The 6,402-nt window shown below is 38.1% G+C and carries 6 protein-coding genes; 3 read left to right on the top strand and 3 right to left on the bottom strand.

Going from position 1 to position 6,402, the window contains the following annotated elements:
• Positions 1 to 34 precede the first annotated feature (34 nt).
• Complete coding sequence (locus ESP02_RS12650) at positions 35 to 991, bottom strand: aromatic acid exporter family protein (protein ID WP_002374377.1); 957 nt, start codon at positions 989 to 991, stop codon at positions 35 to 37.
• Between the two features lie 104 nt (positions 992 to 1,095).
• On the opposite strand from ESP02_RS12650, the gene ESP02_RS12655 reads away from it, so the two are divergent.
• On the top strand, positions 1,096 to 1,698 hold the full coding sequence (locus tag ESP02_RS12655) for an aromatic acid exporter family protein (protein ID WP_010732731.1): 603 nt from the start codon (positions 1,096 to 1,098) through the stop codon (positions 1,696 to 1,698).
• Positions 1,699 to 1,784: 86 nt separating this feature from the next.
• Here ESP02_RS12655 and ESP02_RS12660 read toward each other — a convergent pair whose 3' ends face one another.
• Both ESP02_RS12660 and ESP02_RS12665 read right to left on the bottom strand, forming a co-directional pair.
• A complete protein-coding gene (locus ESP02_RS12660) occupies positions 1,785 to 3,284 on the bottom strand; it encodes a flotillin family protein (RefSeq protein WP_002374375.1) in 1,500 nt (499 codons plus the stop codon).
• A 15-nt stretch (positions 3,285 to 3,299) separates the two neighbouring features.
• A complete protein-coding gene (locus ESP02_RS12665) occupies positions 3,300 to 3,824 on the bottom strand; it encodes an NfeD family protein (protein WP_002292922.1) in 525 nt (174 codons plus the stop codon).
• A 175-nt stretch (positions 3,825 to 3,999) separates the two neighbouring features.
• Here ESP02_RS12665 and ESP02_RS12670 point away from each other — a divergent pair, with 175 nt between their 5' ends.
• The gene (locus tag ESP02_RS12670) at positions 4,000 to 5,643 is read left to right on the top strand and encodes an ATP-binding protein (RefSeq protein ID WP_025478488.1); all 1,644 of its coding nucleotides are present in this window, start codon (positions 4,000 to 4,002) and stop codon (positions 5,641 to 5,643) included.
• Positions 5,618 to 6,334 carry a response regulator gene (locus tag ESP02_RS12675; protein ID WP_002374370.1) on the top strand — a complete coding sequence of 239 codons (717 nt, stop codon included), beginning with the start codon at positions 5,618 to 5,620 and terminating at the stop codon, positions 6,332 to 6,334. The genes ESP02_RS12670 and ESP02_RS12675 overlap by 26 nt, the downstream gene beginning before the upstream one ends.
• Positions 6,335 to 6,402 lie beyond the last annotated feature (68 nt).

Consider the following 6,402-nt stretch of genomic DNA (forward strand, 5'->3'; position numbering starts at 1 on the left):
TTTTTGACCTGAGTATTAGCTGAATTCAAAACCTCTAATTTTTGATTTTTTGTTGGGAGAACTCTGCCTTGATTTCAATAAAACTTTTAAAAGACTGTAAAAACTGGAACAATTCTGCTCGGTCCTCGAATTCAGGGCGGCTAGTCGGCAGAGGCATTTGCCGATACAATACATAAACTTCTTCAATACGTGCTAAAATTTGTCTGCCATCATTTGACTCTGAAAATGTTTCTGCCGTATAAATCAATAAACCGTAGATATGTTTTCCATAATAAGCGGGTTGTTGGATCCGCTCTAGATTTTCCAACATGTCTTTAATCACATTGACCTGTGCTCGTCTCATAGAGAAGTAAGTTTCATAGTATAGCGGCTGTCTGATCCAGTAGTTTTCTTGATGTTCTCTGGCATCTTCTTGGCTTTCGCGAATGAATGTCAGCAAATGTTCGCATTTGATCTGCACATCTCCTTTATTTTCCGATAAAAGAAATTCTGCCATTTGTCTCAAGATATTCCGAAATTTTTTTTCGATCTGTATTTGGTTTTCCTTCAGCTGCTTCGTACGATCTGGCATATAGACATTCGCAAGCAAAGCAAATACTAATCCAATCGCCATTAATCCCGCTTCATTGCCGATCAGCTGCCAAGACATGTTTTCCTCCACTAAATAATGAGTAACCAAAACCGAATTTACGACGATTCCTTCAGTTAATTTGAAGCGAGAGGCAAGCGGGATGAACAGGAATAAAAAAAGACTGAAGCCAAAAATAGTATACCCAACAGCAAAAAAACTGAACAGCGCTGTTATCGTAGCTAATATAAAAGCTGCGATTCGATTCATCCCTGTACGCAATGTAGAGCGTTTTGTATTTCCCACACTCAATAATGCAATGATTCCTGCAGCTGGCCAATACAATAGCGATAAGCTACCCGCTGTGACCATTGAAAAGAAGACACTGATCACCGTTTTGATTGTTCGCATTCCTATACGCATTTACTCCCCCCTTTTTCTGTTTTAATTATACTTGAATAATAAAAAACTAGCTATCAGACAAAAGTTTAGGTATGATGGTAAAAAGAACAAAAAGGAGAATCTCTATGCAATTTGGCCGTTTTCGACTAGGTATGCGTACGATCAAAAGTGCCTTAGCTGTTTTTTTATGTATCTTGTTTTTTCATTTGACTCAACGAGGAATCCCAATGATTGCTGCATTATCTGCTGTTTTTTCTTTGCGTCAGGACTTGACTACAACCGTTTCTTTTGGAAAATCTAGGATCATTGGCAATACATTAGGTGGTACACTAGCTATCATTTATTTTTTTGTCAAAAGCTATTTTCACAATGATTTTTTGGTAGAATTGATCCTGCTTCCTATTCTAGTAATTATTGTGATTGTCGTGTCAGACGGCATCAACAATAATTCCGGCATCATTTCCGCAATCGCTACGTTATTGCTGATCGCATTGAGTATCCCTCAAGGTGAATCTGCTTTGTATGCGATTCAACGAGTACTAGATACTTTTATAGGAACATTCATTGCAATCGGTATCAATTTCTTTCTTCGTCCGCCTGAAACAGAAAAGAAGGAAGAACTATCAGAAGATTTAGTCGAACTCCAAAAGAAAGAACAATTGCTGCGAACAAGTTTACAAGAGATAGAAGCTAAGATCCAAAAACAAAAGAAAAATAGCGAGGACTGATTTTCTTTTGAAATAACATAAAAAAATGGAGAGAAGAACTTGAAAAGTCTTCCTCCATTTTTTATTGATCGGTGAAGTATACTACTTTATTCTTCCTTCATCGAGTTTTGTTCTGCCTCTTTTGGTGCTTCATACATATTTACTTGGCTAGTAGTCCCACGTGTCGACAAATTCTCTACGATTTCCTTCAAGTCAAGTCCTGTTGTCGCTTTTAATGTTTCTTGAGTAGTAGAAAGCAAGTTTGTGGCATAATTTGTCACTCGGTTCGCTCCACTGGTTTCTCCTGAGCTGCTTCCTGTATCGACAACAGAGATTTTTTCGATATTTCCTAGCGGCTGTGCTGCTTCGCGCATCAATTGCGGTAGCATATTGATAACCATACTCAAGACAGCTGCTTCGCCATATTCCTTGAAGGCATTGGCAATTTTTTGTTTTGCTTCGGCTTCTGCTTTTCCTTTTGCTAATGCTGCTTCTGCTTCTGCCTGTCCAGCTAACCTTGTCTTATTGGCTTCCGCTTCTGCTAGTGCTTCCACACGGAAACGTTCGGCTTCTGCTTCGGTCACTTCTTTGACTTTTTGAGCTTGTGCTTCTTGTTCTTTAGCGTAACGATCGGCATCTGCTTTTTTCTTCACTTCCGAATCGTATTGCTTTTCTCGACGTGTAATTTCTTTTTCTTCCAATTCGATTTGTTTTTGACGCTCTATGATTTTGATTTGCATTTCTTGCTCGATTACTTGTTGTTGTGCTCTGGCGCTTTCCAAGTTGTAGGCTTGGTCTGCTTTCGCTTTAGCAACATCTTGTTCTTGTTTGTAGGTTGCTAGTTTCAATTCTTTTTCTTTCAATGATTCGGCGATTTCTGTTTGTCGTTGTAATTCAGCTGCTTGTGATTCTTTTTCTGCTTGAGCTTTTTTGATACGCGTTTCTTTTAAAGCTTCTGCTTCTGCTATATCTGCATCTCTTTTGACTTGGGCGATCCTTGGTTTCCCTAAAGAGTCAAGATAACCATTTTTGTCTCTGACCTCTTTGATAGTGAAAGAAACAATGATCAATCCCATTTTTGCAAGGTCTACAGAAGCGACTTCTTGTACGCTTTGACTGAACTTATCACGATTTTGGTAGATTTCTTCTACAGTCATAGAACCTAGAATCGAGCGTAAGTGACCTTCCAATACTTCTCTTGCTTCATTCTCCAATTCTTCTCTAGTCTTACCTAAAAACTGTTCTGCTGCTGTAGCAATCTCTTCTACAGAAGAACCAATTTTGATGATCGAAGTACCGTCACACATCACCGGTACGCCTTGTTCTGTATACACTTCTGGAGTAGAAACGTCCAATTTGCTGGATAATAGACTGATTCGATTCGAACGTTGGAAAACCGGCAAGACGAACGCTCCGCCTCCTCGCACGATTTTGATTTTGTTGTTACTTTCATCTTTGTGTACATTTTTGCTTCCTAAATAACTTCCACTGATGATCAACGCTTCATCTGGTTTTGCTGTTTGGTACTTCGCTACAAAGACGATCAGCAGCATCAGCAAAATCAACGCTGCGATTGCAATCGCGATAAAAACAACTGGTATTCCCATTTAACACACGCTCCTTTAAGCTTTTATCATGCTTTCATAAGGCATGACATAACAGATTCTTTCCTTGATCTCAATGATCAATACTTTCGTTCCCCGCTCCGCTATCTGTTCTTGGGGGCTGTAAAAACAAGCTGGACGACTAATGGAACCGGTAACACTTTTTAATTGGATTTCTCCCATGCCCCGTACAGGGATTGGTGTGATTACAACAGCTACTTGCCCTTCCAAAGTCTTTTCAGAAGAAGACATCGTTGATTCGGCATGTTTCATCGGCATCAATAGATAGAAATTAAGCAAAAATACCAAAACTGTCGATATGGCTCCACTGGCAATAAATAAAAATAAAGAGGATTGATCCGTTAGACGCTCACCAAGAAAACCAAACAAACTTGTAAAAGTTAGCCAAGGGATAATAAGCATTGGATCAAGTGGGCCATCAAAGTCGAAGACATCTCCAAAAATAATCAAAAGAACTGCCAACCCCGCACAAATCAGCAATGTATACCAATAAATCGTCTCAAGTGCGATTCCCCCTATCATATACACGCCTCCTTCCATTTCTACGTCTATCATACCAATGTTTGAAAATTCTGTATAGCTTCTTTCACCGATTCAAAGGTATTTATTCATAGAACGCTTCTATTTATCAATGCCAATTTGTTAATTTTCGTTTTTCATGTTAAAATTTTCACAATAAATTCTTTCGAGGTATCCTATGTTTCCTTTCCTTAAGAAAAAACCATTAAAGCTCCAAAATACGATCATTCTTGTCGTTTGTTTCTCCACATTCGTTTCTTTGATTGTTTCTGCCATATTGATTAGGAATTTTATTCTTTCGATGAACCGATCTAGTGTGTCAGATAGAATCTCTAGCATCGCTAAAATCGTTGCCAGCGATAAACTCATCCAAAAAAAGCTTCAGACTGGTGATCCGACACATGTGATTCAAGGAATCACGAATGAAATCATGGTGGCATCGAATTTAGATTTTGTTGTTGTCATGGACCCTGAAGGCATTCGATATTCTCACGCAGACCCAAGTTACATCGGTCTTCCTTTCTCAAGTCATGAAGATGTGAAAAAAGTGATTGGAGGACAAGAATTTTTCTCTGAAAAAGAAGGAATGTTAGGGTTCGGCTTCCGCTATTTCGTCCCTATTTATTATGATCAAGAGATTATTGGTGCAGTTTGTGTTGGCTTGACGAACAACACGATCGACAATCAGGTCAAAGATGGACAAAAAATGATTGTTTTTTCATTGATTATCGGACTTAGCGTAGGCATCATAGGCGCCGTTTTTCTTGCCCAAAAAATGAAAAAAGTACTACTTGGACTTGAACCGCAAGAAATAGCGGAACAGTTAAGCGAAAAAACGATTATCGAAAATGAAGTAGATGAAGGAATACTGGCCATCTCTTCTGATAAAACTATCCTCTTGATCAATACACCTGCAAAAAATATTTTCTATCAAACAAAACGGCTGTCGGATTTCGAAGTAGGAAAAAAAATCAGCGATAATCTATATGACGTATTGTTTAAAGAGACAATCGAGCATCAAACGACTGTTCGGACTCAATCCATGTATTTAAATGGGATAGAAACTATTTCTAGCGTTACACCTCTTTTCAGCAATGACCGTTTTTTAGGAGCAGTCGCAACTTTACGAAATCGATCAGAAGTAATGAAATTAATGGAGGAGCTCGGAGGGACGAAACAATATATAAACTCTATGAGAGCTCAAACTCATGAATTTATGAATAAACTTCACGTCATTTCTGGCTTGATTGACTTGAAGAAGTATGAAGAAGTCACCCATTTTATCCAACAGCTAAATCAAAATTATAAAAAAGAGATTGGTCAAGTCACAAATCTGATCAAAGTCCCTGCGATTGCCGGTTTTTTATTAGGCAAAATAAACGAAGCCAAAGAACAATCTGTTGAAATGTTGTTAGAAAGCGATTCTTTTATCCCTAAAATGGAGATGGACGACTCCATCCATTCACTTTTGCAAGTGTTAGGGAACTTACTTGATAATGCTAAAGAAGCCGTACTTCAAATGCCTGAAAGAAACGGACAGGTTCGGCTCCATTTAAACTATGACACAGAAGCGGAAGTATTCATCGTGACCGTCTGCGATGACGGTGTCGGAATATCAGAAGAAATCTCAGAAAAAATATTTACGCTAGGTTTTTCGACGAAAGGAATCAATCGTGGATATGGGTTGAATATCATCCATTCAATTGTCAAACGTCACGGTGGGATCTTAGAATTTTCCAAACAAACAAATGGCGGTACAATCGTCTATCTAGAATTACCAAAAAAGGAAGATCAAAATGATGACAAATGTCCTAATAATTGAAGATGATCCAATGGTTGCAGAATTGAATCGTACGTTTGTGGAAAGTATACCTAATATGAACGTAATCGAAAGTTTCAGAAATGTAGAAGAAGGAAAAAAATATTTCAGACAAAAAAACGCAGATCTGCTCTTGCTTGATGTATATATGCCTGGCGAAAGTGGCATCCATTTTTTATCTTGGCTGAGACAGCAAGGAAACGATATCCCAGTGATCTTGATAACCGCTGCAGATGATATCGAAACCATAAAAAATGTGATCCGATATGGTGCCTTAGATTATTTGATCAAACCCTTCACTTTGCAACGTTTCCAGTTGGCGATTGAAAAATACCTTGCTTTCTCTCAGACGATCCAAACGACTGAAAAAGCAGATCAGAAATTGATCGATCAAGTATTCAACCATACTACTCCCATTCACGAAGCACCTTCATTCATTGATTTGCCTAAAGGTCTGTCAAAACTGACTTTAAAAAAAATCAGTGCATCTATCCTAAAAGAAGAGACTATTTTTTCAACAAAAGAACTGGCTCAAAAAAGTGCACTTTCTCGTATCTCCGTCAAGAAATATTTAAATTTTTTGGTAGAACAAGATATACTGAATGAAAGAATCAGATATTTGGAGATTGGCCGACCACTAACCTGTTATGAATTGACAAAGAATGGGCGAAAAAAACTCACAGATTATTGTTAAGTCATCGAGTTATCTAATATTAAATAAAGGCTGTGACAAAAGTCTTGTCACAGCCTTTATTTCCGAAT

The organism is Enterococcus sp. NBRC 3427 (assembly GCF_007996925.1).
Classification (GTDB): domain Bacteria; phylum Bacillota; class Bacilli; order Lactobacillales; family Enterococcaceae; genus Enterococcus_B; species Enterococcus_B lactis.

Bases quoted from the DNA above. Each gene is read 5' to 3' on its own strand.
- ESP02_RS12660 (WP_002374375.1), bottom strand. From the start codon at position 3,284: ATGGGAATACCAGTTGTTTTTATCGCGATTGCAATCGCAGCGTTGATT.
- ESP02_RS12665 (WP_002292922.1), bottom strand. From the start codon at position 3,824: ATGATAGGGGGAATCGCACTTGAGACGATTTATTGGTATACATTGCTG.
- ESP02_RS12670 (WP_025478488.1), top strand. From the start codon at position 4,000: ATGTTTCCTTTCCTTAAGAAAAAACCATTAAAGCTCCAAAATACGATC.
- ESP02_RS12650 (WP_002374377.1), bottom strand. From the start codon at position 991: ATGCGTATAGGAATGCGAACAATCAAAACGGTGATCAGTGTCTTCTTT.
- ESP02_RS12675 (WP_002374370.1), top strand. From the start codon at position 5,618: ATGATGACAAATGTCCTAATAATTGAAGATGATCCAATGGTTGCAGAA.
- ESP02_RS12655 (WP_010732731.1), top strand. From the start codon at position 1,096: ATGCAATTTGGCCGTTTTCGACTAGGTATGCGTACGATCAAAAGTGCC.